Genomic DNA, 24365 nt, shown 5'->3' with positions numbered 1-24365 from the left:
GGGGGAGCTGGACGCGAAGCGGCCTGAGAGGGCAAGGACGCTAAAGGAGAAACGAAAATGCAGCTATTCCCAGCCATTGACCTGCGGGGCGGCAAAGTCGTGCGCCTGACGCAGGGCGATTACGACCGGATGACCGTCTACGGCGAAGACCCCTGCGCCCAGGCGCGGGCTTTTCTCGAAGCCGGGGCAAAAAACCTCCACGTCGTCGATCTGGACGGCGCAAAGGACGGAACCCTTTCCAATTACGACACCATCGCCGCGCTGGCAAAGCAGGGCGGCCTGTATATCGAAGCAGGCGGCGGCATCCGCACCGAAGAGCGGATTGAAAAATACCTCTCTTTGGGCGTGGGCCGGTGCATCCTCGGCAGTGTGGCCGTGACGAACTTTGACTTCACGGCCCGGATGCTGAAAAAGTACGGCGACAAAATTGCCGTGGGCGTGGACGCCAGGGACGGCTATGTGGCGATCCACGGCTGGAAGGACGTCAGCGCTGAGCCGGGCGTGGCCTTCTGTCAGCGTCTGGCTGAGGCTGGATGCAAGGCCATCATCTACACCGACATTGCCTGCGACGGCGCGATGAAAGGCACCAACCTCGCCCTCTACCGCCAGCTTGCAAAAGAAGTGCCGGGCGTGGCCATCACGGCCAGCGGCGGTATTTCCTCGGAAAAGGAGCTGCTGGAGCTGGAAGAGATGGGGACTGCCGCCGCCATCCTCGGCAAGAGCCTGTACACCGGTGCGCTGGACCTTGGGCGCTGCGTCGCGCTGGTGCAGAAGTAAGGAGCAAGACCATGATAACGAAACGCATCATCCCCTGTCTGGACGTCCGGAACGGACGGGTCGTCAAGGGAACGAACTTCGAGGGCATCAAGGATGTGGCCGACCCGGTGGAGATGGCCCGGATGTACAACGCGGCGGGCGCGGACGAGCTGGTGTTCTACGACATCACGGCCAGCGCCGAGGGCCGCGCCCTCTTCACCGACATCCTCACCCGGGTGGCCGGCGAGATCTTCATCCCCCTCACGGTGGGCGGCGGCGTCAACACGCTGGACGATTTCGACCGGGTGCTCAAATGCGGTGCCGATAAAGTCAGCGTCAACTCGGGCGCACTGAGAGACCCCGGCCTCATCCCGGCGGCGGCCAAGCGGTACGGCGACCAGTGCGTGGTCCTCTCCGCCGACGTCAGGCGGGTGGACGGCCGGTTCCGCGTCTTTGCCAAGGGCGGGCGTGAAGACACTGGCCGGGACGCGCTGGAATGGATCAAATGGTGCGTGGACAACGGCGCAGGCGAAGTGTGCCTCAACAGCATCGACACCGACGGCGTCCGGAACGGCTTCGACCTCGAGATGCTGGACGCCGTGGCGGCCCGGGTGAACGTCCCCATCATCGCCAGCGGCGGCGCGGGCAAAAAGGAAGACTTCCTCGAGCTGTTCCATCATAAAGGCATCGACGCGGGCCTTGCGGCGGGCATCTTCCACCAGAAGCTGCTCACCATCCGGGAGCTAAAGGAATACTTAAACGAAAATGGCGTGGAAATGCGGCTCTGAGCCCTTGCGTTTGCCCGCCGAATACGCTAAACTATAGCTGTCCCCCTGCGGGGAAGGAGAAACATCATGGATCTGAAATTTGACGAAAAGGGCCTCATCCCTGCCATCGTACAGGACCACTACACCAAAGAGGTGCTGACCCTCGCCTACATGAACGCCGAGACGCTGGCGCTGACCATCGCGGAGGGCCGGACGGTGTTCTGGAGCCGCAGCCGTCAGGAGATCTGGCGCAAGGGCGAGACCAGCGGCAACGTCCAGCGTGTGGTGTCCATCACCGCCGACTGCGACGCCGACGCGCTGGTGGTGGAGGTCGTCAAGAGCGGCCCCGCCTGCCACACCGGTGCCGAGAGCTGCTTTTTCAACGAAGTGTATGTTTCCCCGGAGCTGAAGCAGTTCAGCTGGCAGGGGCTGTATGACCTCATCAGGGGCCGCAAGACCAGCCCCAAAGAGGGCAGCTACACCACCTATCTCTTCGAGAAGGGCAAAGAAAAGATCCTCAAGAAGGTGGGCGAGGAGTGTACTGAGGTCATCATCGCGGGCGAAAAGGAAGACAAGGCCGAGACGGTCTACGAGATCAGCGATCTGGCATACCATGTGCTGGTGCTGATGGTGCAGGCCGGCATCACGGTGGAGGACATCACCCGCGAACTGGAAAAACGACACGTTATCGACCACAAGGTCAAACAGGAAAGGATGCAGTGATTCACTATGGCAGATTATAAGAAGTCCAGTGTCCATTGTCACTCGACGATGTGCGACGGCAAAAACACCTTGCAGGAGATGGCCTCCGCTGCGTGTGCGAAGGGGCTGACCACACTGGGCTTCACGGGCCATAGCTATACCCAGCGCGACCGTGAATACTGCATGAGCCCCAGCCGCACGGCCCAGTACAAGGCCACCATCGCCAAGCTCAAGACCGAGTACAAGGGCAAGGTGGACATCCTCTGCGGCATCGAGTGGGACCTGCTGAGCGAGGACAAGCGCACCGGCTACGACTACTGGATCGGCTCTGCGCACCACCTCTACGGCAAGAACACCGGCAAGTACTACGAGATCGACTTCCGTCCTCAGGACCTCCACGACTGCATCTACGACGACTTCGACGGCGACCCTCTGGCCGCTGTGGAGGCATACTTCGCCGAGGTGGAGAAGGTGGCCGCCATGGGCCCCGACATCCTCGCCCACATCGACCTCATCAAGAAGCTGAACGCTGCCGGTGAGTTCTTCGACGAGGAGTCGCCCCGCTATAAGGCCGCAGCCCTCAAGGCGCTGAATGCGGCCAAAGAACACGGCTGCCTGCTGGAAGTGAACACCGGCGGCGTCTACCGCGGCTACCGCAAGGACTTCTACCCCGGCGCATGGCTGCTGGGCGAGTGGCAGAAGATGGGCGGCAAGGTCATCATCACCTCCGACGCCCACGATGCGGGCAGCCTGACCTTCGGCTTCGACGAGGCTGCCGCCGCCGTCAAGGCCGCAGGCTTCAAGAGTGTGGAAGTGCTGACCGTCAACGGCTTCGAGACGCAGGAGCTGTAAAATCAGATGAAATGCTTAAAGGGAGCTGTTGTGTGCAACAGCTCCCTTTTATGGGCAAAAAGGAGACGCTTATGACCCAGTCCCCCGCGAAAAAATCATTCTTCAACCGGAACGTCGATTTGATGAACGGCCCCATCTTCAGGAGCCTGTTCATCTTTATGCTGCCCATTCTGGTGTCGTGCCTCTTCCAGCAGCTCTATAATACCGTGGACACCATGATCGTCGGCAATGTGCTGGGCGACACCGCCCTTGCCGCCATTGGCGCCTGCGGAGCCATCTACGAGCTTCTGGTCGGATTCGGCATCGGTATCGGCAACGGCCTCGCCATCGTCGCAGCGCGCGCCTACGGGGCCGGAGACGAGGACCAGCTCAAACAGACCGTGGCGGGCTCCATCGTCATCGGCATCATCGCGTCGGTGGTCATCACGCTGGCGGGCGCGGCGGGCCCGCATCCGCTGCTGGGGCTGCTGGACACCCCGGCGGGAATTTTTGAGGACGCCTACGGCTATATCATCATCATCGACCTCGGCGTCATCGTCATGTTTGCCTATAACCTCTGCGCCGGCCTGCTGCGGGCCATCGGCAACAGCTTCATGCCGCTGGTCTTCCTCATCCTCTCGTCGGTGCTCAACGTCATCCTCGACCTCTGGTTCATCGCCGTGCTGGGCATGGGCGTGGCCGGTGCCGGTGTGGCGACGGTCATCTCTCAGGGCGTGTCGGTGGCGCTCTGCATCCTCTATGTCTTCCGCAGCGCCCGGCTGCTCCTGCCCGGGAAAAAGCACTTCCATGTGGAGAGCCGCCTCTATTGGGAGCTGTTCAGCCAGAGCATCTCCATGGGCCTCATGAGCAGCATCGTCTCGGCGGGCTCCGTCGTTTTGCAGTACGGCATCAACGGCCTCGGCACGCTGGTCATCGCGGGCCACACCGCAGCCCGAAAGCTCTTCGCGTTCACGGATATGCCCCTGTCGGCGATGGCCTCTGCCTGCTCGACCTACGTCTCCCAGAACTACGGCGCGAACCATCCCGACCGCGTCCGCCGCGGAATGCGGGACATCTATCTCTACAGTGTCGTGGCGGCTGTGGCTGCTGTCCTGCTCATGGCGGCAGGTGCGGAGTGGATGGTAAAGCTGGTGTCCGGCTCTTCGGAGCCGGTGGTGCTGGAAAACGGCGCACGGTATCTGGTCTGGAACGCACCCTTCTACGCCGTGCTGGGAATGCTGCTCTCCACCCGCTACGCTCTGCAGAGCATGGGCGAGAAGGTGCTGCCCCTGCTGTCCAGCGTCATCGAGTTTCTGGGCAAGATCGTCTTCGTCCTGCTCTTCATCCCCCGCTTTGAGTATAACGCGGTCATCCTCTGCGAGCCGGTCATCTGGTGCTTCATGACCATAGAACTGCTTATCGCATACCGGCATAATTCCTTCGTGTTCCCGAAGAAAAAGTGAAGATGAGCAAAAGGCTCTGCCCGAAAAAAGGGGCAGAGCCTTTTATAGTTCGTGCTTGTGAGCACGCTTTTCGGCGATTTTGTAAACGGCATCGTCGGCCCGGGCGCCGATCACGATGACCAGCATGGACGTTTCGGTACGGACGAGCTTGTAGACGATGCGCAGCCCGGCATCACGAAGCTTGATCTTCAGCAGGCCGGAGAGGTCGGTGCCGCTTTTGCTGCCAAGCGGTTTGCCGTAACCGCCCTCGTAGATGGAAACGGGATTTTGCACGACCTTGTCCAGAGCTTTTGCGACCAGAAGCTTCTGATTTCCGGCGAGCTGTTCGAAGTCCTTTTGGGCCTCCGGCAGGAATTTCAGAGTCCAATTCATTCAAATTCGACCTCATCCATGCTGTCAAGCGCAGCTTTGGTAATGCCGTTCTGCCGATAGACCTCTTCGGCGGGAATGGCATCTGCGGGGTCGAAGCCCTGCATCCGCTGGGCGGCAAGGGCAGCAAGCTTTGCGTCGTTTACTTCGTCGATGAGGCGGAGATATTCTTCCGGCGAGAGAAGGACGCACTCAGGGGAATTGTTCTTCATGACGACCTTCGCGCCCTGACGGCGGACATCTTCAAAGACCTTTCCGGCCATGCCGCGGTTGAACAGAGAGATGGGGATGGTGCTGCGCAGCGCGCTCGAAATGTCTGCCATAATACATGCCTCCAATCTTTTTCATCTTTAGTATATGCAAAGACGGCGAAAATGTCAAGAAAAATATCAGTGGATTCACTGCGATATATAAAAGAACTCCCCGCCATGCAGCTGCACAGCGGGGAGAAAGAGGGAGGAAAATTTTAGATTCAGAGGGCCGAATAGCCGAAGCTGTTCACCAGCGCGTCGATGTGCTGGCCGGCCTTGCACATGGGACAGTCGCGGCTGTCGAAGCTGGCGTAGTCGGGCAGGCTGGAGGGGTCGAAGATGGAGGTGACCGGGATGCCCAGACACTCGTGGGTGGTGGCGAAGATGGCCGACAGGCCCGCTACGGTGCCGCCGTAGTAGTTGACCGCCTCGATGGCCGCCTGCACGGTGTAGCCGGTGGTGATGGAGGCCGACAGGATGAGGACGTGCTTGCCCCTGACCATCGGGGCGAGATTGTCGCGGAGGATGATCTGGCTGCCGCTGGTGTACTCGGGGGTGATGACGTAGATGGTCTGGTGGGCATTCATGTTGGCAAAGCCGTCTTTGGTCAGCTCGTTGGCCAGGCAGGTGCCGATGACCTGTGTGCCGTCCAGACAGAGCACGGTGTCCACGATGGTGCTGTGCTGATAGGCAGCCACCAGCTCCTTGGCGACAGCCTTCGCCTCCGAGAGGCGGGCTTTCTGGGTGGTGACGTCGATGTAGTAGTTGATGTGGCTGTGGCTGGTGGCGAAGTGGCCCTTTGCCACGCGCAGGAACAGACTGCTCTTGTTGGTGGGAAGCTTTACCATATTGATCATAACTGCACACTCCTGTTCTTGTGAAATCAGGCAGGACGCCCATCCCTCAAAAGGAAACAGCGCGGCGGCACATCTGTCCGGCCGCTGCGCTCCCCGGTTGGTATGCTCTTATTGTAGCAGGAAAGGCACCTTATGCACAAGACACAAAACCACTAAAAATCTTCGCTTGCGTTTTGGCAGAATGACGGAGAGGTGCAAATAAAAACGCCCAAGGCGTGAGCCTTGGGCGGAGTATGCGGAGTGAAACTTACTGGAGCTTGATGTTGGAGCCATCAGCAACGGCATCCATCTTCCAAGTGCAGAAAGCACGGGTGTAGCCGCTGTTGCCGCTGCTGGCCTGAATGCGGGGCCAGTACTTCAGCTCGACCTTGTCGCTAGCCTTAATATCGACATCTTTGATGGTGAGCTTGAAGTCCTTTGCATCCTCGCTCTCTTTCAGATCAAATTCCGGGTCGGTAATCGTGATATACTGCTTGGCGTAGTTCTTCTCAGTCTTATCGCGGGTCACAGTAAGCTCAAAGCACTCATTGGTCACATACAGAGGAACCTTTTTGGTGGTGCACTTGATGTTGACGGTGCAGGTGAATTTTTTATTGGTGCTATCATAAGCAGGTGCCTTGTCGGGCTCATCCGTGCTCTTATAGGTCTTGAAGGTACCCATCAGCTTCAGGGTGCTGCCGATTTTACCGGTCTTCTGATACTCATCCTCACCACAGCCAACGAGCAGGCTGGAACCAGCCACAGCCACGGCAGCGGCGGCGCTGTACTTCAGGAAAGAGCGGCGGTTGAATTCTAAGGACATGATCGTTCCTCCTTTATGTAGAAACACAGAAATCATTGTACTGCCCCGAAGGGCGTCTTGCCTATACAATAGGCGAAAAATGAGCAGATGTCAATGCTTTTCGCAAAAATTTTGTGGGGAAGCTCTGCCCTTTATGACGGAATTTCGTCTCGGAAAAATGCCTCAGGCCTGCGTCAGGTCAGAAGAGTTCAGAGAGAAGGTGAGGCTCTTGTTTGCCACGAAGGTCGGGGTGAAGGTGACGCTCAGCTTCTGCCAGCCGATGGGGACGCAGCAGATCAGCTGGATGTAGCCTGCGCCCTGCGGGGGCAGATTGGTGGACTCGGAGAAGCTCTGAGCGGCGGCATCATAGAGCTGGATGTAAGCGCCGACCTCGGCCTCAGCGCCGTCGCAGACAGCGGTGAAATCGGTGGTGGAGGCAGCCAGAGCGTGGAAGTACTGACGGGCGACATCGAGCTTGGTAGCCTCATCATTCAGCGGATAGGCGGCATCCAGTTCGGCGAGGTTCTGTGCGCCGATGTTGAAGGTAGTCGCGCCGGAGCGGTTCACAGCGGTGACGAGCACAGCGACATACTCGTGGTCGGGCAGGTCGGGGGTGTTGACCATGGTAAAGACGCTGGTGAGCTGGACGCCCAGATTGTTCCAGTTGCTGACCTTGTCGCCGACCTTGACTTCGATGGCGTTGCTGGTGCTGGAGCCGCAGCCGCCCAGCATGGCAGCAGCGCCCAGAGCTGCTGCGGAGGCACCGGTACACTTGAGGAAGGTGCGGCGGGAAATTTTATTGGACATGGATGTGTCCCTCCTTAAATTCGCTTTATTATGAAGTACGATGAAAATGTTCTGTCTTGTTTATAACATCTTTTGCACGCAGATGCAAGCAAAAAACGGCATAATTTACACTAGTTTCACAGAGACTTAAGTGCGGTCCTCTCCGGTCAGCTCCCGGGCGCGGGTCTCGCTGGTCTTGACCAGATTGAGCAGGCTGGGAGTATACAGCGGGTATTCCCGGGTCAGGCTCTCGGTGGTCATGGCGAGGCAGGACGGGTCGGCCACGCCCTCGCCGCCGGGCAGTGCTTCGCCGGCCAGCAGGGCCTCCACATTGGCCTGGGCCGAGTGCATCACAGCGTCGGAGTAGCCGGGCCAGCGCCGGGCGTCCACGCTGAACATGCTGGGGGCATTGTGGGACTCGGCGGAATAGAGCAGACGGAACATCTTGGCCACGGCGGTCATCAGGTAGGCGCTCACCTCGGTGGTCAGGGCCTTGCTGTGGCACTCGCCTATCTTGGCGTAGAGCACGTTCAGGCTGTTGGAGATGAGCTTTTTGTTCATCGTGGGCAGGACGCTGCCGTGGTAGATGTTGTCCTTCATCTTGTCGGGGTTGGGGATGTCCTCTGCCGAGAGCATCATGCCGTTGCGCTCTGCCGAGCGGCCCAGCAGATAGTCGCAGGAGACATTGTAATAGTCTGCCACCCGTACCACAAAATCCAGGCCGCACTCCCGGATGCCTTTTTCGTAGTGGGAAAGCAGGGCCTGCGAAACGCCCAGATCCTCTGCCGCCTGTTTCTGGGTGATGCCGCGCTCCTTGCGCAGCAGTTTGATGATACGATTGAACTCCATGATGTTTGGCTCCTCAGATAAAAATAGGACTTCCTTGATTTTTGGTTTACAGCACGTTGATTATACACAATGGAAAACGACTTGTAAAGCGAAAAAGTGACGGTTTTTCCGCCGGAATTTCGGTGTTTTTGTCAAAGGGGTTGCTCTTTCTACCATATCTATGTTAAAATAAACCTTACCGGCATATATTTAGTGTCTGATGGTGCCGGAAAAATCAGCAGAAAAGCAAGATTTGTGCGAATCAGCACAGGAATAGATAGCTCATAAGAGGTGTTTTTGCATGAAAACCTTTAAGCTCCATCTCATCCGCCACGGCCTGACTTCCGGCAACTTACAGGGCCTTTACATCGGCAGCGGCACGGACATCCCCCTGTGTGACGAGGGCCGCGCCCAGCTGGCCGAGCTGAAAGAGCGGTTCGAGTATCCGCAGGTGGATACCGTCTTTTCTTCCCCGCTCATGCGCGCCGTGGAGACGGCCAACATCCTGTTCCCCAATGCGACCCACCAGTTCTCGGTGCATGACCTGCGGGAGGCCGGTTTCGGCGTCTTTGAGAACCATCCCGTCAAGGAGCTGGTGAAGAACGAGGACTTCAAGAAGTGGATCACCCCGGGCTCCGGCTTCGTGCCGGAGGGCGCAGAGCCCACGGAGCAGTTCCACGCCCGCTGCTCGGAGACGCTGCTCAAGCTGTTCGAGTATATGATCCGGATGGACGTCACCGAGGCCGCCTGCGTGACCCACGGCGGCGTCATCATGAGTATGCTGAGCCAGCGCGCCCTCCCCTCCCGCCACCCCGAGCAGTGGATGGCAGACCCCGGCTGCGGCTACACCGTCCAGACCGACGTTCAGCTCTGGATGCGCGACCGTCTGGTGGAGGCCATCGACATCGTACCCTTCGGCTATGCCGATACCCTGCGGGGTCAGGCGGAAGCCGAGGAGAATGAAGCATTCGAATAAGAAAGAACGCTCTGCCGCCCTGCGATTTTGCCGCCGGGCGGCATTTTTGTACTCTTTTGGTACAAAATCGGCAAAGAAAACGCAAAACCTGCGGCAGAACGCTTCCAAACCCTTGACAGGGGGCAAAGAAACCGATACTCTATAAAGTGAATGATTTTTCTCGCTGCAAGGAGGAGTCCCCGATGTCTCAGTCTCTTTCCCGCCGGTCGTTTCTGAAATGCGCCGGTTCGGGCGCGGTCAGTCTGGCCGCTGCCCTGCTCACAGGCGTTTCGGCGGCTGCGGCACAGCCCCGCGTGATGGGCCAGCCTGCCCTGCTGGACGGCAAGGCGGCGGTGGAGCTGCTGGGCTATGCGCCCGCGCCCGGGCTGGGCGGCGTGTTGGTCTACCTCTCGGTGGAGAACCTCTCGGCCCGCACCCTGCCGGTGGGCGCAAGCTACCTCCACAGCCGGGACGTCTCGACTCTGAAGGAGCTTTACAGTCTGGACAGCGGCGTGACCGCCCGCTGCGGGGGCCAGAGCGTCCCCTGCGGCAGCTTTGCGGCACCGCTCTACGCGGAGAACGCCGCCGATGCCTCGGTCTTTACGCTCAACCTCGCCGCCGGGCGGGGCGCGATGCTCCACTGCTTCTGCGCTGTCCCGGAGGATTGGGAGGCGCTGGAGCTGAGCTATCGCCCCGCCTTTGCCGCCGGTCAGCCGGTGGAGTTCGTGGTGCGCCGGGATGCCGACGCCGTCCGCCTCGGACCGGTGCCGGCGACGCCGGCGGAAGTCGGAAGCGTAGTGGATTTATAAACGGCTTCGCGCGCCGGTGGCGCGGGGCAGAGCGCTTTTTCATTAAGGCTGATTGTTCTCTTTTGCGTGCCAAAAGAGAACCAGAAAAGCACCAGCGATTTCGACGCGCTGGATCCACGAGAAAGGGGCTACTCGCCCCTTTCAGACCCCGAAGGGGAAGTCGAAGTGGAAAAATGCTAGTCGCTTCGCTAAACGCATTTTTCTCACTTCTCCGATTTGCTGCTCCGCAGCTGGTGTTACCTCTCTGCTGACGGTAAAGTTCTGCTAAAGCCTGAAATCTTCGGCGAAGCCGTAAAACGGCGGAGAGCTAAAATGCGGTTAAGAGATCTTCGTGCGAATGCACGAATCTCCAGCATTTTTGCTTGGAGCCTACTTCTTCGGAATTGTTAAGGGCGAGAAGCCCTTAACTCGTTGCGGGGAGAGTGGAGTCCAGAGGTAGGGAGGGGGGATTCGAAACACCCCTCCCTATCTCTGGCCCGCGCGGAGCGCAAGCCACTTGACCAAAAGAAAAAACCAGCCCCGCGCCACCAGCGCGAGAACCAGCTTAAAGAAAAAACCAGCTCTGCCTCTGGCCCGCGCGGAGCGCATAGCCATTTGACCGAAAGAATAAAACCTGCCCCGCCCACAGGCGCGCGCCGCAGCCTGGAAATAAAAAAGACTTCTGCATTTCGTCGTGCAGAAGTCTTTTTGCTTATCCAAGAATCTCTTCTCCGCTGGAATTGGTGACCGTCAGCTCCTGTCCGGTCAGACTGGTGACAAGAGCGATATAGCTCGTCCCGGCCTCGATGTTCATGGTGCGTCCATCGGCGTCGTAGAGCAGCAGCGTGTTGTCCCGGCCCTGCGTCCAGGTGATGGTCCACAGATGCCCGCCGTTGAGCCAGACGCCGCCGCCCATGCTCAAATCGTAGTCGTAGGTCTTGCCGTCGTCCCGCAGCTCGGAGGCGCTGAACAGCACCAGCAGATTATCGAACCCGGCCTGCTGGCCGTTGTTGGCGTCCAGCTGGGGCGTGCCGTCGGCGTGGAGCATCCGGTAAAGCCCGCTGTCGGCGTCGTAGGAAAAGCCGGTGGCGTTGTCGTCGTCAAAGCAGACCCGGACATTCACCGCGTCCGGCGCGGTGGCGTCCGGCAGTTTGCCGTCTGCTTCCTGCGGGAGAAGTGCAGGGATGGACAGCACTGCGTCGGCCCCGGAGGACGCACTGTCCGCCGCGGCGGATGCGGCGCTCGTCACCCGGGATTCCGTCAGAACAGAGGAGATGCTCAGCTCGTCCAAGACATTAGAGATGGCCTCGCCGCTGGTGTACCACAGCGGTGCGTTGCTCCACTCACTGCCGCAGTCGAAGGCAGTGCGCCCGGCTTCCAGAGCATCCACGGCCCGGATGGAATAGTAATCGAGGAAGTTCTGGTCGAATTGTCCCCCGCCCCGCTGCACCGGAATGGGCTGCTGGCCCACCAGCAGCCGCCAGTAGATGTCCTGACCGGCGGCCACCGGCCCGACCTTCGGGGTCGCGGCCAGCGCCGGATAGACGAGGCAGAGCTCAGTGGACGTACCCACCTCGGTGAGGGCTTCCAGCACCACAGACGCCGAGGAAAGGCCCCACTGCGTGGTGGAGGCAGTGCTGTTCTCAATGGCTACGGCCACCGGACGCTGGCCCTGCCACTCGAGGGCAAGGCCGGTGAGCGGGTCGGTGGGGGCGGGCGTTTCCGGCTCACTGTCGCTGGGCAGAAAGGCGCAGCCTGCCAGCAGCGCGGCGGCCAAAATGAGGCAGAGCGCAGTTCGAATGCGCTTCATCGTCATGTTCCTCATGGGCTTACTGGTAACTGAAATTGCTCAGCTCGTCGTTGTCCACCAGTGCAAAGTAGGTCTTGCCCCGGTTGAGGGTCATCTCTTCGCCGGACTTGGTGTAAAGCTTGAGGGGGTTGGTGGGATAGGTCTTTTCCCAGCGGCCCACCTGCACGCCGCCGCGGGTGAAGAGGTAGGCATCGCCGCCCTTGATGTACTGCACCTCCTGCACGTCGTGGGAGTCGCCTGCGTAGGCGTCCATGTCGGCGAAGCAGACCACGACGTTCTCGAAGGTGAGCTGCTCACCGGTCAGCTCATCGACGGTGTTCTCGGTGGCCTTCTTGGAGGAGTTGTACATCTGCATCGCGTAGGTGTGGCTGAGTGCGGAGTAGCTGAACGAGGTGCGGTAGCTCTCCGAATGTACGATGGCGATTTTTTTGGCCGAGGGCTCACCCTTGAGCTTGTTGACCTCGTCGGTGCGGTAGTCGGCAAAGTGGAAGAAAGTCCCCTCGCTGGGAGCGTAGAGGCTGATGCCGGCATCAGAAGCGGCCTTGCAGATCTCCTTGCCGGAGGTGAACTCGGTGTGCTCGTAGGCCACATCGCGGCCGCGGTTATTGCGGTGAGAGACGATGGGGTGGATCGGGGTCTTGAAATAATTCTTGCCGCCGATGTTCAGCCCGGAGTAGCCGTACACGCTGACGAACTGGGTGCAGAAGATGCTCTCGCCGTCGTGGTAGTAGAGGATGTTCCAGGGCATGAGCAGCTGCAGGAACTGGTCGCGGCCTGAGCGGAGGGGGCCGACCTCGGGGATGCTGTCGGCGTCGCTGAACACGGCGCACAGGCGGGTGATGCCGCCCTCGACCTTGGCCTCGATGAGCAGGTCGGCGCTGCCGATGCCCCGCTGGGGGCGGGCATTCTGGCGCTGGGAGTTGGCGATGTTGTTCACCATCACAGCCACCGGGCGGCTGTTGGTGCTGCGCTCGGCGCCGGTGAGGATGTCGGCGTCGTACTCGGGCATGACGCCGAAGGCCGGGTCAAGCTGTTCGCCCTCGGGCGGCGGGGTGACGGCCATGTCGCTGGCAGCTTCCGACGAAGCAGCGGTCTCCCCTTTTTTTGCCAGACCCTTGAGCAGGCCGGGCAGCTTGCCGCCCAGCGCGGCGCTTCCGGCCGCAGAGCAGCCGGTCAGGGCCAGCGCTGCCGCTGCCAGCCCGGAAATATGAAGGACAGACCGACGAGAGATTTTCATGATAAAACAGCCTCCTATCAAAAAGCCCCGCCGCATACGGGCCGGGACGGTTCGTTCTGCTTTGATTGTACTGTTTCGTGCCCCATTTGTAAAGAGGAAGTTGCCGCCAGAATATCCGCGTCCCAGAGAGGTGACAGTAAAGTTGGCTTTTATAAAAGGAACGGGTGCTCTCCCGGCGGGGGTCTGTGTGCTGCGGAAAGGCACTTTTTTGCGCTTTCCTCTTGCTTTTTTGGCGCGGGTGTGGTAATATTATTCGGCAGTATCTGTAAATCTGAAAATATGCGCTCGTAGCTCAGCCGGTAGAGCATCTGACTTTTAATCAGAGGGCCAGGGATTCGAGTTCCCTCGAGCGCACCAAAGAAAAACTCACGATTGACCGTTGAAAATACGGTGTAAATCGTGGGCTTTTCTGTTTTACAAGGGGTGCGAAACAGCCGGAATGTGCCTTATTTGTGCCTTACTCTTGAAAAAATGCCTTGCCGTGTGCCTTATGCTGTGCCTTGCTTCTGATGCCCGGCGGGCTTTCATATCATATTCCACTATGTGTCCGGGGGTGCCTTTTGCTTTTGGCGATTTATCAAAGAATATTTCTTGATACGTATTGACATAATACGTATCTGTGATATAATGATATTGGGCAAGGGGGTGAAAGCGGTGCCGTCAAAACCAAAGGATTTAGAAAAGAAAATCCTTGCTGATGGTTGGGTGTTCAAAGAACAGAATGGTTCACATCGTCATTATGTACATCCGACTAAGCCGGGAAAAGTTACAATTCCATTTCACAAAGGTAAAGAACTTAACAAGATTATAGAGCTATCAATTCTGAGACAGGCAGGATTAAAAAAATAAGATTTTTGCTTTTGATAATTACAATATAGATATAAATTTTCACAATATAATTTGCTTTTACAAAGAAGAGTGCTAATAGGAGTGCTTGAATATGTTATCGATGTATCCGGCTTGCTTTTACAAGGAAGATGACGGTTATTCTGTTATCTTCCCGGATTTGAACTACCTTGCAACACAGGGTGATTCTTTTGAAGATGCTATGGAAATGGCTGTGGAGTGCCTTGCAAGCTATCTGTATATAGCTCAGCGTGATGGTGAAGATGTTCCCGCACCTTCTTCGCTGGTGAATATTGACCCTGTGGCTGTTGCTAAAGAGCTTGACCCCGATTTGCCGGTAGGGGAAGCTATCGTTAATCTCGTGTCTGTTGATGTTGCAGAATATGCCAAGAAACATTTTGAAAAGTCTGTCAAGAAAACTTTATCTATTCCGGCGTGGTTGAATGAAGCAGCTGTGGCTCAGGGAGTGAATTTCTCTCAGGTCTTGCAGCGAGCGTTGAAAGAACAATTACACATGGCATAGAATATACGAAAGCCCCTAGACGCGCGCTGTCGCGGTCTGGGGGCTTTGTGTCGAGTAGCTGGAGTGCTGCGCCCGGCGGGTGCTACACGGTCAAAGGGTTTGGGATGCGGCCCAACAAGTTCTTGCAAGGCAAGAGGGCTTTGTGCGTACAAAAGCACTGCTTGCAGTGGCCGGATTTTCACCGCTATTCCACCGCTACAGCGTCAGGCCGCTTCTCAGGATGGCAATCATAGTAGCCGTCCTGTTCCAGCCGGGCGTAATACGCGGCTTTCATCTCTTCGATGGTGGCGCGATGCTCAGGGGCAAGCTGGGCGGCTTCTTCCAAGAGGGCGAAATACTGTTCACTGTTTTGAGCTTCCAGATATTCCACAGTGCGCTCTTGAACGCTGCCGTTGTGCTTCCATGCATCAAGGCCTGTCCCCCGCCATGCTCGCGTTGAGATGATGTCATCATGCCAGCGCTGGAGCTTGGGCAGCTCTCGGAGCTTTCGGATGCAGCGGCGCTCGATTTGGCGGATGGTTTCGCGCTGCACACCTAGCTCATTGCCGACAGCTCGCAGGCTCTGGCAGTCGTAGTAGCGGCGGCGCAAGATATGCGCTTCACGCACGGTCAGATTCTGGGCCATCGCTTCTTCCAGTGCGGTATGTAGCTCCTCGGTATAGATTTCATCCTCGGATTTCTGGAACGCCTGAGAAGCCGCCGGGTCTTCGATGAGGTCGCCTCTGGTGCCGCTTCCATCGTCGCCAGCATCAAGCGGAGCGTCAAAGCTGGTACAGTCATCCAGAGGGTTTGCAGAGATTCTCACCTGTCTGCCGTCTTCCGTGGAGATATAGCGGCCACGCTCCCCACATACTACCTTGTTGATTTGGTTCTGCACATAGTAGCTCAAAAGGGTGAGAAATCTGCCTTTTTCGGGGTCGTAAGCCTGCGCGGCGGCTTGCACGGCAAAGAACGCTTCTTGGTCGAAGTCTTCAAGGGTCAAGCCGTGGGCGTCGGCGGTGGTCTTGTTCTTGCTGTACCACTGCCAGAACAGCCGATGGAGAAAGCCTTGGTTTATCTCCCAGAGCTGGCCTAGAGCAAAGCTATTCCCGGCGGCAGCCAGAGCGGCAAGAGCTGCGTTTGTGGCTTGCTGGTCGGTCTGCTGTGATTTCTGTTCCATTATTCGGCCCTCTTTTTTAGGCGTCGGAATTGTCGGAAAATAAACAGCAGGCACGATAACACGCGGGCCGTGTATCGCGCCTGCAGGTGGATGGGTCAGGTAGAAGAGGCAAAGCTAAAAGGGTCAAAGCTGTTTTCACGCTTTTTCTCTTCGTCCTTTAACAGACGGTCATTGACCTCTTGACGGGCTTTCAGCAGGGTTTGTGCGGCCTGAAGTTTCGATGGATTGGGTGTGTCTGCTGCCTGCATCACCTTCACGATGGTATCAATGACGTCTCCTGCTACACCGTTCAGCTTCTCGGCCAGCTTGGCGTTATCGGCGGCGTTCTGGTCGATGATTTGAAGCAACGTCCGTCCGGCGTCTGTGGATTCACTCTTTGTTTTGGGCATGGTTTGGTATCCCCCTCCCTCCCCTATATACTTGAATAAAAATCGGAGTCTTTTTAGGGCCTCCGAAAATTCGGGAAATTCTTTTTTTTCTTGTGTTCAGAGGGTCAAGCAAATCTGTGCAGCCTTCATAGCTGCCTGCTGGTAACTCATGTTTGCCGGGGCAAGCACGGCAGCGGCTCCATTGGTAGACGTAAGCGCAACCGCTCCTGTCTGAGGGGCAGAGCTGCGGGTTACATAGTACTTTCGGCCAGAGATATTGAACAGGTGGACAGGGCGATTCTCGAATTTCATGTGGGTCAACATGGTAAAAACCTCCATTTTCTGATACAATGAGGGCGGTATACCGGTGCTCAAATCGAAATACCACCCATTCGCCGCCCGTCCCTGTTGGCGCAGGGATAGGCGGCTTTCGCTTTGTGTGGCGGGTCAATCCTTAAATTCAGTGCTGAAGCCGCACAGATTGACCTCAAGGAAGTTCAGATAGGCCATGCGAGCTTCTTCTTCGCTGTGGGCGGCCAGCTTGTCGATGGTGTCCAGTGCGGCGAACATCTGGTCTTTCCCGTCAAATTCGTTGTGGCCGTACTCAATCAGCTCGTTCTCGGACAGGCTGTTGATATACTCGCGGACAGATGCGGTGTATTCCGTGGTCTTGTGGGTGTCATTCATGGTTATGTTTCCTTTCTGTGCCCTTACTGGGCGCGCTCAAAATCACACCGCCGGGATGTGGTTGGTGGTTCAACTATGCATATAAGGCAGCAGCATATGGTAGACTACCTGCAAGACGTGCAGCGGGATGCTCTGGCCATGCTGCAGGGCCGTTTCGATGCAGGCGATATACTGCGCGCCGGTTGCATCGTAGTGGTACGGTTCCCGGCGACGCGGGCGGTTGGGGTTTCGCTTCATGTGATTACCTCCAAAAAGCGTTGATGCTCCTTGTCGAACGTGATGGGAAGTGTCCACAAATTGCCCTCTTTGTTTTTTTCCAGACTGCAATGATAGTGCTTCTCAGGGCGGTTTTGTGTGGTCACATCGTTTGCAAGCAGTAGGATGGCGTCTGCATCCTGCTCAATCTGGCCGGATTCTTTTAGGTCGGACACGGTAGGCAGAGATTGAGCTGAATTGCGGTTCAGCTGGGCTAGAGCTACCACAAGAATTTCGGTTGTCTGTGCCAGCTCATGCAGGGCGATAGAGATGCTGGTGATTTGCTGGTATCGGTCTTTTGCTTTTCCAGTGGCCAGCAGCTGCAGGTAGTCGATGAACACGACTTGCGCTTTCATCCGCTGGGCCTGAGCTTTGACCCATGCCACACCCTTGCCGGATGCGGAACGGATGAATAGCGGCAGCCTATGCAGCTCTGCGAGGTTGTCAAGCTCAGACTGCGGCACAGTCTTGGCTTTCACATCGGCTAGAGAAACCGCCAGACGGTTCGCAATGATGCGGGCTGTCAGGGTGTCAGGGTCGGTTTCCAGAGAGAAGTAGCACACCCTATAGCCTTTCCGGGCCTGCTCACAGGCCATTTGCAAGGACAGCGCCGTTTTGCCTGCGCTTGGCCTGCCGCCGATGATAAACAGGTTGCCGGGGGACAGATGCAAGTGCTTGTCAAGTACAGAAAGGCCGGTTGGAATATAGCGTGGCTTTTCATCCAGCTTGCACACATAATTGTCTACTAGCTCCCCGATGGGTTTGAAGTCCTGTTCTTCCCGGTCAAGGGTCAAGGCTTCGCCCATCTGGGAATACAGGTCGGGCAGGTCTGCAAAGGTGGTCAGGCTGCTTCCAGCCTGAAGGGCCAAACTCTGGAATTGGGTCAAGGCAGCCTGTTCCCTGACAAGCTACGTCCATTCTTCTACGCGGTCGCGGGTTATGGCAATACACTCGCTTTCGCATTCTCCTACGCATTCCATGATGACCTTTTGCTGCTCTGGGTAGCGGGTGCAGGCTTCCACCGCGTCCAGAAGGCCCCTTGCATTCCAGAGGCCAGATATGGCGGCAAATACTGGCTGCAAGTCTGCCGGAAAGTGTTCGATTTCCAAGTTTGGCAAAGCATAGGGGGCCAGCTCTGGTTTGATGAGAAGCGCTCCAAGCAGAACTTTTTGCAGATTCATGTTGCCATCTTCCTTTCCTGCTCAAGCGGCTGTGCGGGCCTTCTCCGGGCTTCCCGGCGGGCCTCTACATCGCCAAGGGTTCTTACTCCGTCAGCCTGCCAGCTTTTCAAAATGCCGTTGGCGTACTTCCATGACCGGTGACCGCTTTCGGCAGCCTCGTCAAAGGCTTTGCAGATTACCTCGGCGGGAATGGAATCGCGGTAGCGTTGCAGCTTGTCCAGTGCAGAGCGTGGGAAGCTGCCTATCACCTGCTCGAAGTGTTGAACGACTTCGGCAAGACCTGAATCTGTGCGAGAATCGGCGGCGGTTGTGGCGGCTTTCTTACTACTTCTTTCTAAGCTATGCTCTGCTATGCTATGCTGGGTTGTCACTTGGTTGTCAGATGGTATACCAATGGTATCCATTTGGTTGCCAGTTGGTATACCAAGACTGGTTAAAATATATCGCTTATTCGTGCTTTCCTTCAACTGTACAAGTTCATTTTGAAACGCGGTCGGTTTGTATCGGTCATTGCGTAAATTGTTGTTGACTTTCCAATCGGTGATAACAAGCACTTTTGAAGGGAAAGAAATGACGTATCCGGCAGCTTCCAAAGGCTTCAAATCGCGGGCCGTACAGCCGATAGAACGGATAATGGCGCGCGGGTTTGCCACGAATCCATCATCATCGCCTTGCATCCCGAGATGGAAGTATAGTGCCTGCGATTTTAGCGGCAATTCCAGAAAGTTGTCTGTTTCAGTCACGGAACTTGAGAACATTCGTTTTACAGCCATTTGCCTACCTCGCTACCCGGCGGATGCCCCCGACGGTCTGGCTGTTTTCCGCCGGGTCGCCCTGTTCAAAATACCGGGCCAGGCTGTCCAGATTGACCAGCCACATATGCCCAGCGTTGACGTACCGGATTTTCCCTGTCTTGCAGAGCCGCCGGATATAGGATGGTGACAGTCCATAGATTTCAGCAGCCTTTTTGACGGTTCCCATATTGGGATAGCGGATAGCGTCACCCATGCTTCAACTCTCCTTTCTATCTTCCATCAGACTTTCCACAGAGACGCCAAGAGCACGGGAAACGTGGACGGCAGTGGTGCGCCAGACGGGCTGACCCTTGCGCATTTTGTAGATGGCACTGTTGCCAGTTCCAGCCTTCTGGGCCAGTTCTTCACCGGTTAGATTCTGCCGTGCCATTTCAGCGATGACTTTCACTCGGTCTACGGTTACGGTTTTAGCCATTCTTCTATCACCTCAACTGTCGATTTCGAAACAAGCAAAATCTTGTTCAACAAGAATATACAACAAGAGAAATCGTTTGTCAATGAGATTGGAAAAGAAAATTCTTGTGTTTTACAAAAAAAGCTGTTATAGTAAAGGCGGAGGTGGTGTTGTGACACTCGCGGAAAAAATAAAGCAGATTCGAGAAAAGAAGGGAATGACACAAAAGGAAGTGGCTTCTCTTATGGGCATAAGTCAACAGGCTTATGGTCAATATGAATCCGGAGGCCGAGTTCCAAAGACTGAAACGGTTACAAGAATTGCGGAGGCTTTAGGCGTTGACTACTATACGCTTGATTCGGAATCTTTTGCGACAGATAAGCTTTCTCCGACATTTGTTCTGGATAAGAGGATGAGAGAATTCATTGAACGCCAGATGGCAGCAGAGAAAACAATAACCTTACAGAGCGCACAGGAGGAGTGGGATAAGCTTGTTCAGAAGCTGATGAAGGTCAATCGTAAAATTTCGGAGGCTGAGTTAAGAAATGCTGTCCCGCTGTACGGTGAAGATGATTTGCGGCGGTTTATAGAAAAAGTCAACTGGGAGGCTGGTGAGGCTATCAGAGCAGAGGAAGAGAAAAAGCTTTTGGAAAAGTTTAGACGCTTGAACAAAACTGGAAAAAAAGTTGCAGTAGAGCGTGTTGAAGAGCTGACGCAAATCCCCAAATATCAGTGCAAAGATGCCGCTGCAGAGCTTAAAATGGGTTGAGTAGAGCAAGCAAACACAGGATGTCGGAGGGGTGACACATGGCAAAGATAACAAAGCGGATGAAGAAAGACGGCTCCTGCTCCTACGGCATCCGGGTTTCCAACGGCTATGACCGGGCAGGCCGTCAAGTGCTGGTAAACCGCACCTATATGCCCCCGCCGGGAATGACCGGGAAGAAGCTGGAAAGAGAGCTGAAACGGCAGGCGGACGCATTCGAGCAGGAAGTGCGCAACGGCATTTCGCTTGAAGCGTCTATGAAGATGGATGATTTGATAGAGCGGTGGTTCACCGAGTACGCAGAAAAGAAACTCAAGCCCAAGACTGTTTACAACTATCGGCGGCTCATGCCGCGTATTTCCGCCGGGCTGGGGCAGCTCAAGGTCTGCCAAGTCAAGCCCTCGCACCTTATGGCCTTTTACTCGAACCTAGAGGAACAGGGCGTGCGGGAAGATAGCACCTGTACGGCAACGCCTGTTTTGCTGGAACTGCTGCCGCACGGCAAGCGGGGCGGGATTGCGAAAGCGGCAGGCATTGGGGAAGATACCATGCGGAACGTACACAGGGGCGCGAACGTGAGCCAGAGCACGGCGGAAAAGGTTTCCCGGGCCGCTGGGCTTCCGCTTTCCAAAGCGTTCACAGAGCACACCAGAGAGGGCGGCAGGCTCAACGGAAACACAGTGCAGCACTATCACCGGATGTTGTCCAGCGTATTCACAAAGGCGGTACAGTGGGGGCTTGTGCCGGAAAACCCTTGCAAGCGGGCAGAAGCACCCAAAGCCGAAGAGATAGACGTGCAGGCCCTCGAAGAACTGGACGTTGCCAAGCTACTGGACGCCTTGCAGGATGCTCCCACACAATTCAGTGTCATTACACAGCTTGCCTTGTTCACGGGCGCACGGCGCGGCGAGATTTGCGGCCTGCGCTGGTCTGACGTGGATTTGGACGCGGGTACAATTTCCATTGAACGCACCTTGCAATACATCCCGGGCAAAGGCACGGTGTTCACCTCGCCTAAAACAAAACGCTCCCGGCGGTGCATCAAGATGGGCGTAGACTGTGTGCAGCTCCTACAGGAATACCGCAAACACCAAAAAGCGGAACGGTTCAAAATCGGTTCCGAGTGGGTGCGCAAGGTGGAAATAGAGGGTAAGACGGTGGAAAATGACCTGTTGTTTACCAAATGGAACGGCGCACCCATCGACCCCAAGACGGTAACAACGTGGTTTCCGGGCTTTCTGGCAGCGTATGACCTGCTGCCGGTACACTTCCACAGTCTGCGGCACACCAATGCCAGCTTGCTGATAGCCGCCCATGTTCCCGTTACGGCGGTTTCTGGCCGTCTGGGCCATGCCAAGACCAGCACCACCACCGACATTTACGCAGGGTTTATCCGTTCGGCGGATGCAGCGGCGGCGGACGCTCTAACGGATGTGTTCACCCGCATTCGGGAAGAGAACCACGCATGACCGGGAAACAAAAATACAGCCCACAGAGGGCGGGGATAATTCCGCCGGGTCTGTGGGCTGCTTCTTTTTCTGTTCATTGTTGGGTGTCCTCTGGAAAGTGCCTTATTTGTGCCTTATCCACCGAGAAAGGCTGGGTGCGCAGATGCACGACTGAGAACAAAAACAACGATGATTCTATATAAAAATGAACGACGAAAAACGGCAAAATCCTAGAGCGGCCATTCTTTTAATCAGAGGGCCAGGGATTCGAGTTCCCTCGAGCGCACCAAAATCCCACGAAGAATCGTAAGATTCCTCGTGGGATTTTCCATTTTCTGGGGCTCTGCACACTTTTGCACACTTTTTGCACACCGGCGGGAAAGCCGTGTTTTTCCTTGCATTGTCTGCATTCTGTGCATCGTGAGCGTTTTTTCCATACTTTTTTCAGGCGAACAGCAGGCGGGTGAACTCACGCCGCTGCTCGGGGTTCATCTGCCGGACAACTTTCAGCATCCCTTCGGGGGTGATCTGGATGCTGTCCGGCAGATTTTCTTTTACCGGCACAGAGCCGGATTTAGGGGAGCCGATGTCCTGCGAATAGAAGTCTGCTTCCAGCTTCTCAGCCAGCTCCAACCGGGGTTTGTCCTGCGTGTGGGCGTAGGTGTCCATCAGGATGCCCGTGGTGGCGTGACCGGTGTTGCCCTGCACGGCCTTGATGTTGCCGCCGGATTCAATCAGCTGGTAGGTGGCACTGGAGTGGCGCAGACCGTGGAACACGATCTTCTCAAACTCCGGGTGCTCCGCACGCCAAGTGCGGTACCATTTAGAAAGGGCTTCCGGGGCAACAGGCATACCGTTGGGCAAGCGGAAAAGCTGACCTCAGTTGCGATACCTGCCATCCATGGCAAGCTCGTCCTGCCGGAGCTTTTCCAGCCAAGCCAGCAGTTCCTCTTTCAAGGGTCTCGTCAGATAAAGGGTGCGGCTGGATTTCTTGGTTTTCGGCTTCTTCAGCACCAGTGCGGAGCTGCTGCCCTCACGCTGGTCGGGGAAGATGTGGTAGATCTGATTCGGGTCGGTCTTTTCCAGTGCAGCCTTTTCGGTGCGCTGTAAGCTCCTGCCGACCGTGATGGTTCCCCGTCCATCCGCTGCATCGAAGTCGATGTCTCCCGGCTGCAAGCCAAGGATCTCTCCGACACGCAGCGAGAGAATCATGCTCAGATGAACAGCAAGGTGGAGCGTAGGGTCGGTCATGGTCTGCAACGCAGCAAGCATGGTCTTTTCGTCCCAGATGGCACGTTCTTCCGAGGTCGATTTCGGGGCTTCTCTCGGAATCGGTGACTTGAGGAGCAGACCCCACTCAACGGCATAGGAAAAAGCAGTCTTGAGCATGGCGTGGACTTCCCGGATGGAAGCACCCGTCAGAAACTGCCGCTTCTGTTTGTCGGTGAGCGTTTGCTTGACACCCTGCTTATACAGTCCGCGCGGTGTCCGGCTCAGCGTGGCGTAAAACTGTTCGAGGTCATACGTCTGAACCTTCTGAATCTGCTTCTTGCCGAGATAGGGCACGACAAGATTCTGAATCATGGCTACCGTGTGGGTGTAGGTTTTGGGTGCCCACTTGTGCTTGCTGGACTGGATGGGGAGCCACTTGTACAGCATTTCCGCTACCGTCATTGCATCGGGTATGAGAAACGTACCGTCCAAGAGTTCTTTCTCTACCGAGATCTTGCGGTCTTGCGCTTCCTTCTTGGTTTTGAAGCTCTCCCAGCCTTCACAGATCCGGCCAGTATGGTCTTTGTATTTGAAACGAACGGAGTAGGAATCTCCGCGCCTGAGAATAGATGCCATAGATGTTCCCTCCCTCAGACCGCATCGAACCAATCGTCAAAGCTCTGCTTGCTTACCCGGATGCTGGTACCGAGGCGGATCACCTTGAAGTCCTTCGTGGTGTTGCACAGGTTATACGCAGCACGATTGGAGATCGCCAAAAGCTGGGCAATCTCCTCCACCCGGTAGACAAGCGGGGCGTGTCGGACGGTTTTGCTGGTCTGGTCAGAAGGTTCTACGGCAGGGGTTTCGGACAATTCCATTGTAGGAGATTCGGGCGCGATTTTCAAGTCCTCACGGGTCAGTTTGGTGGAATTTTTGCGGACATTCGTCATAGGCATGTCTCCTTTGCACTTCTCCAGACCCGGTGCAGCTCCGGTTGAGCTGCACCCTGTGGGCCGGTAAATATGTAAGGGGCTGCCGCTCCTGACCCGAAGCAGCAGCCCAAAAAAGTGCGAGAACTTGAATTTACGCGCCCCACGCGCCCCAAACCACACACTGCGCTCCAACATTTCAAAAGGCTGGCAACAGCGTTGGAGCGCGTGCAGCAAAGATGCCGTTGAAAATTTTAGAGCCACTGAGCCTTGCTGTAAAGTACCTTTCTGTGTTGATTTTATGGGGGCGCATGGCTGGGATGCACGCGCCCTCTTGGGGCGCGTCCGGGTTTCTCTCCCGTCCCGAAGGGCGTGTTGCCGCCCCGCATCCGCCCGGAAAGGGCGGATACAAACCCGGAGAAAATAGCGATAACAGGTAAAAACCGTCGATTTAGGGCGCGTGGGGCGGGAGATTTTCACTTTTCGTGTGTTTTATGCCGCAGCAAAGGCGGGGTGGACGCATACGCCCCGGAAGCCGCGATACTTTCCCTCGATGTGCTTGGAGAAGGTCAGGCCATACTTCCCGGCATTTTTCAGCAGG

Annotated in this window: 32 protein-coding genes and 1 tRNA gene; 13 read left to right on the top strand and 20 right to left on the bottom strand. The window is 56.6% G+C overall.

Features of this window, described 5'->3' with window-relative positions; all coding sequences use genetic code 11:
* The first annotated feature begins 57 nt into the window (after positions 1–57).
* The 5 genes from hisA to F3G95_RS11460 all read left to right on the top strand — a co-directional run bounded on the left by hisA (position 58) and on the right by F3G95_RS11460 (position 4519).
* Complete coding sequence (gene hisA / locus F3G95_RS11480; protein WP_149795043.1) at positions 58–777, top strand: 1-(5-phosphoribosyl)-5-[(5-phosphoribosylamino)methylideneamino]imidazole-4-carboxamide isomerase; 720 nt, start codon at positions 58–60, stop codon at positions 775–777.
* Positions 778–788: 11 nt separating this feature from the next.
* A complete protein-coding gene (gene hisF, locus F3G95_RS11475; RefSeq protein WP_149795042.1) occupies positions 789–1544 on the top strand; it encodes an imidazole glycerol phosphate synthase subunit HisF in 756 nt (251 codons plus the stop codon).
* 66 nt (positions 1545–1610) lie between these two features.
* Positions 1611–2246 carry a bifunctional phosphoribosyl-AMP cyclohydrolase/phosphoribosyl-ATP diphosphatase HisIE gene (gene hisIE, locus F3G95_RS11470; RefSeq protein WP_149795041.1) on the top strand — a complete coding sequence of 212 codons (636 nt, stop codon included), beginning with the start codon at positions 1611–1613 and terminating at the stop codon, positions 2244–2246.
* A gap of 6 nt (positions 2247–2252) precedes the next feature.
* A complete protein-coding gene (locus tag F3G95_RS11465; protein WP_149795040.1) occupies positions 2253–3077 on the top strand; it encodes a histidinol-phosphatase HisJ family protein in 825 nt (274 codons plus the stop codon).
* 71 nt (positions 3078–3148) lie between these two features.
* On the top strand, positions 3149–4519 hold the full coding sequence (locus F3G95_RS11460; RefSeq protein WP_149795039.1) for an MATE family efflux transporter: 1371 nt from the start codon (positions 3149–3151) through the stop codon (positions 4517–4519).
* A gap of 42 nt (positions 4520–4561) precedes the next feature.
* Here F3G95_RS11460 and F3G95_RS11455 read toward each other — a convergent pair whose 3' ends face one another.
* The 6 genes from F3G95_RS11455 to F3G95_RS11430 all read right to left on the bottom strand — a co-directional run bounded on the left by F3G95_RS11455 (position 4562) and on the right by F3G95_RS11430 (position 8412).
* Positions 4562–4891 carry a hypothetical protein gene (locus tag F3G95_RS11455; protein WP_015566037.1) on the bottom strand — a complete coding sequence of 110 codons (330 nt, stop codon included), beginning with the start codon at positions 4889–4891 and terminating at the stop codon, positions 4562–4564.
* Positions 4888–5211 (bottom strand): type II toxin-antitoxin system Phd/YefM family antitoxin, encoded by a 324-nt coding sequence (locus F3G95_RS11450; protein ID WP_149795038.1) that lies wholly within the window; start codon positions 5209–5211, stop codon positions 4888–4890. The genes F3G95_RS11455 and F3G95_RS11450 overlap by 4 nt, the downstream gene beginning before the upstream one ends.
* Before the next feature lie 149 nt (positions 5212–5360).
* Positions 5361–5996 carry a phosphoribosyltransferase gene (locus F3G95_RS11445; protein ID WP_015566035.1) on the bottom strand — a complete coding sequence of 212 codons (636 nt, stop codon included), beginning with the start codon at positions 5994–5996 and terminating at the stop codon, positions 5361–5363.
* A 247-nt stretch (positions 5997–6243) separates the two neighbouring features.
* Positions 6244–6798 carry a twin-arginine translocation signal domain-containing protein gene (locus F3G95_RS11440; RefSeq protein WP_149795037.1) on the bottom strand — a complete coding sequence of 185 codons (555 nt, stop codon included), beginning with the start codon at positions 6796–6798 and terminating at the stop codon, positions 6244–6246.
* Between the two features lie 162 nt (positions 6799–6960).
* The gene (locus F3G95_RS11435) at positions 6961–7584 is read right to left on the bottom strand and encodes a twin-arginine translocation signal domain-containing protein (protein WP_149795036.1); all 624 of its coding nucleotides are present in this window, start codon (positions 7582–7584) and stop codon (positions 6961–6963) included.
* Between the two features lie 126 nt (positions 7585–7710).
* Entirely contained in the window at positions 7711–8412 is a 702-nt protein-coding gene (locus F3G95_RS11430; RefSeq protein ID WP_149795035.1) for a helix-turn-helix transcriptional regulator, read from the bottom strand.
* Between the two features lie 280 nt (positions 8413–8692).
* Between F3G95_RS11430 and F3G95_RS11425 the strand changes: the two genes are divergently transcribed.
* Genes F3G95_RS11425 through F3G95_RS11420 form a run of 3 tightly spaced genes read left to right on the top strand, consistent with a single transcriptional unit; the run spans position 8693 to position 10155 of the window.
* On the top strand, positions 8693–9367 hold the full coding sequence (locus tag F3G95_RS11425; RefSeq protein ID WP_149795034.1) for a histidine phosphatase family protein: 675 nt from the start codon (positions 8693–8695) through the stop codon (positions 9365–9367).
* Entirely contained in the window at positions 9351–9512 is a 162-nt protein-coding gene (locus F3G95_RS13840) for a hypothetical protein (RefSeq protein WP_188117551.1), read from the top strand. The genes F3G95_RS11425 and F3G95_RS13840 overlap by 17 nt, the downstream gene beginning before the upstream one ends.
* A 37-nt stretch (positions 9513–9549) precedes the next feature.
* On the top strand, positions 9550–10155 hold the full coding sequence (locus F3G95_RS11420; protein ID WP_149795033.1) for a Tat pathway signal sequence: 606 nt from the start codon (positions 9550–9552) through the stop codon (positions 10153–10155).
* A 691-nt stretch (positions 10156–10846) separates the two neighbouring features.
* Here F3G95_RS11420 and F3G95_RS11415 read toward each other — a convergent pair.
* The gene (locus F3G95_RS11415) at positions 10847–11944 is read right to left on the bottom strand and encodes a DUF3048 domain-containing protein (RefSeq protein WP_149795032.1); all 1098 of its coding nucleotides are present in this window, start codon (positions 11942–11944) and stop codon (positions 10847–10849) included.
* Between the two features lie 19 nt (positions 11945–11963).
* Complete coding sequence (locus tag F3G95_RS11410) at positions 11964–13181, bottom strand: DUF3048 domain-containing protein (RefSeq protein ID WP_188117550.1); 1218 nt, start codon at positions 13179–13181, stop codon at positions 11964–11966.
* A 281-nt stretch (positions 13182–13462) separates the two neighbouring features.
* Between F3G95_RS11410 and F3G95_RS11405 the strand changes: the two genes are divergently transcribed.
* The 3 genes from F3G95_RS11405 (at position 13463) to F3G95_RS11395 (ending at position 14550) form a co-directional block, all read left to right on the top strand.
* A tRNA-Lys gene (locus F3G95_RS11405) sits at positions 13463–13538 on the top strand.
* Between the two features lie 270 nt (positions 13539–13808).
* Complete coding sequence (locus tag F3G95_RS11400) at positions 13809–14030, top strand: type II toxin-antitoxin system HicA family toxin (RefSeq protein ID WP_347562914.1); 222 nt, start codon at positions 13809–13811, stop codon at positions 14028–14030.
* 91 nt (positions 14031–14121) lie between these two features.
* Positions 14122–14550 carry a type II toxin-antitoxin system HicB family antitoxin gene (locus F3G95_RS11395; RefSeq protein WP_149795031.1) on the top strand — a complete coding sequence of 143 codons (429 nt, stop codon included), beginning with the start codon at positions 14122–14124 and terminating at the stop codon, positions 14548–14550.
* Between the two features lie 184 nt (positions 14551–14734).
* On the opposite strand, the gene F3G95_RS11390 is transcribed toward F3G95_RS11395, so the two are convergent.
* From F3G95_RS11390 to F3G95_RS11355, 9 genes are all read right to left on the bottom strand, one after another.
* Positions 14735–15709, bottom strand: a complete 975-nt coding sequence (locus F3G95_RS11390) for a sigma-70 family RNA polymerase sigma factor (RefSeq protein WP_149795030.1) — start codon at positions 15707–15709, stop codon at positions 14735–14737.
* A gap of 95 nt (positions 15710–15804) precedes the next feature.
* Positions 15805–16098: a hypothetical protein gene (locus F3G95_RS11385; RefSeq protein ID WP_149795029.1), complete on the bottom strand. Its 294-nt coding sequence runs from the start codon at positions 16096–16098 to the stop codon at positions 15805–15807.
* A gap of 426 nt (positions 16099–16524) precedes the next feature.
* Positions 16525–16764 (bottom strand): hypothetical protein, encoded by a 240-nt coding sequence (locus F3G95_RS11380; RefSeq protein ID WP_149795028.1) that lies wholly within the window; start codon positions 16762–16764, stop codon positions 16525–16527.
* A 69-nt stretch (positions 16765–16833) separates the two neighbouring features.
* A complete protein-coding gene (locus tag F3G95_RS13835) occupies positions 16834–17001 on the bottom strand; it encodes a hypothetical protein (RefSeq protein ID WP_188117549.1) in 168 nt (55 codons plus the stop codon).
* Positions 16998–17906 (bottom strand): DnaB-like helicase C-terminal domain-containing protein, encoded by a 909-nt coding sequence (locus F3G95_RS11375; protein WP_149795027.1) that lies wholly within the window; start codon positions 17904–17906, stop codon positions 16998–17000. The genes F3G95_RS13835 and F3G95_RS11375 overlap by 4 nt, the downstream gene beginning before the upstream one ends.
* Before the next feature lie 21 nt (positions 17907–17927).
* A complete protein-coding gene (locus tag F3G95_RS11370; RefSeq protein WP_149795026.1) occupies positions 17928–18200 on the bottom strand; it encodes a hypothetical protein in 273 nt (90 codons plus the stop codon).
* Positions 18197–18973 carry a DnaD domain protein gene (locus F3G95_RS11365; protein ID WP_149795025.1) on the bottom strand — a complete coding sequence of 259 codons (777 nt, stop codon included), beginning with the start codon at positions 18971–18973 and terminating at the stop codon, positions 18197–18199. Before F3G95_RS11365 ends, F3G95_RS11370 begins: the two co-directional genes overlap by 4 nt.
* A 4-nt stretch (positions 18974–18977) precedes the next feature.
* A complete protein-coding gene (locus F3G95_RS11360; protein WP_149795024.1) occupies positions 18978–19208 on the bottom strand; it encodes a helix-turn-helix domain-containing protein in 231 nt (76 codons plus the stop codon).
* A gap of 3 nt (positions 19209–19211) precedes the next feature.
* Complete coding sequence (locus tag F3G95_RS11355) at positions 19212–19430, bottom strand: helix-turn-helix domain-containing protein (protein WP_149795023.1); 219 nt, start codon at positions 19428–19430, stop codon at positions 19212–19214.
* An 82-nt stretch (positions 19431–19512) separates the two neighbouring features.
* Between F3G95_RS11355 and F3G95_RS11350 the strand changes: the two genes are divergently transcribed.
* Positions 19513–20178: a helix-turn-helix domain-containing protein gene (locus tag F3G95_RS11350; protein WP_188117548.1), complete on the top strand. Its 666-nt coding sequence runs from the start codon at positions 19513–19515 to the stop codon at positions 20176–20178.
* A 38-nt stretch (positions 20179–20216) separates the two neighbouring features.
* Positions 20217–21644, top strand: coding sequence for a tyrosine-type recombinase/integrase (locus F3G95_RS11345; RefSeq protein WP_149795021.1), 1428 nt, complete (start codon positions 20217–20219; stop codon positions 21642–21644).
* 423 nt (positions 21645–22067) lie between these two features.
* On the opposite strand, the gene F3G95_RS14000 is transcribed toward F3G95_RS11345, so the two are convergent.
* Genes F3G95_RS14000 through F3G95_RS11335 form a run of 3 tightly spaced genes read right to left on the bottom strand, consistent with a single transcriptional unit; the run spans position 22068 to position 23791 of the window.
* Entirely contained in the window at positions 22068–22487 is a 420-nt protein-coding gene (locus F3G95_RS14000) for a tyrosine-type recombinase/integrase (protein ID WP_243130371.1), read from the bottom strand.
* 15 nt (positions 22488–22502) lie between these two features.
* Positions 22503–23471, bottom strand: a complete 969-nt coding sequence (locus F3G95_RS11340; protein ID WP_243130369.1) for an Arm DNA-binding domain-containing protein — start codon at positions 23469–23471, stop codon at positions 22503–22505.
* 14 nt (positions 23472–23485) lie between these two features.
* Positions 23486–23791, bottom strand: a complete 306-nt coding sequence (locus tag F3G95_RS11335; protein ID WP_149795020.1) for a helix-turn-helix domain-containing protein — start codon at positions 23789–23791, stop codon at positions 23486–23488.
* Between the last annotated feature and the right edge of the window lie 574 nt (positions 23792–24365).

Origin of the sequence: Faecalibacterium sp. Marseille-P9312, assembly GCF_902497445.1 — a bacterium.
Classification (GTDB): domain Bacteria; phylum Bacillota; class Clostridia; order Oscillospirales; family Ruminococcaceae; genus Faecalibacterium; species Faecalibacterium longum.
The sequence above is the reverse complement of the archived record's forward strand: the minus strand, read 5'-3'. Positions and strand labels throughout refer to the sequence as shown.